Below are 668 nucleotides of genomic sequence, written 5' to 3'. Positions count from 1 at the left end.
ACGTTGAACTGGTGCACCTTGCGGAACTCGGCGGTGAGGGGCGCGGGCGCGGCCACATAGCCGACCTTCCAGCCCGTGACGTGGTAAGTCTTGCCGAAGCTGCTCACGATGAAGGCGCGCGCGGCCAGGCCCGGAAAGCGCGCCGCGCTCTGGTGGATGCGGCCCTGGGCCGCGTCGAACACCATGTGTTCATAAACTTCGTCGCTGATCAGCAACACGTCGGTGGGTGCCAGCAGGTCCTGCAGCGCGAGCATGTCGGCCTCGCTCCATACCGTGGCGCTCGGGTTGTGCGGCGAGTTGACGATGATGGCGCGCGTGCGCGGCGTGATGGCGGCGGCGATCTTGCCGAAGTCGGGACGGAAGGTGCCGGGTGTCAAAGGCACGCGAACCACCTTGCCGCCGGCCAGCTCGATGTTGGGCACATAGCTGTCGTAGCAGGGCTCCAGTACGATGACTTCGTCGCCGGGATGGACCACGGCCAGGATGACGGTGATGATGGCCTGGGTCGCGCCGGCGGTGATGGTGATCTCGCTGTTGGCGTCGTAGCGGTGGCCGTAAAGTTTGGCCACCTTGGCCGAGATGGCTTCGCGCAGCACCGGCACGCCCGTCATGGGCGGGTACTGGTTCAAGCCCTGGGTCATGGCGCCGGTGACGGCATTGACCAATTG

At 66.0% G+C, this 668-nt stretch carries 1 protein-coding gene; it reads right to left on the bottom strand.

The genetic code is table 11. The features are described 5' to 3' along the window. The coding region (locus AC1D0P_RS26700) for an aminotransferase class I/II-fold pyridoxal phosphate-dependent enzyme (RefSeq protein ID WP_477679487.1) at positions 1 to 668 on the bottom strand (668 nt) is incomplete at both ends.

Source organism: Polaromonas sp. P1_G2 (genome assembly GCF_056405515.1).
This window is presented reverse-complemented; position numbering and strand designations above follow the sequence as displayed.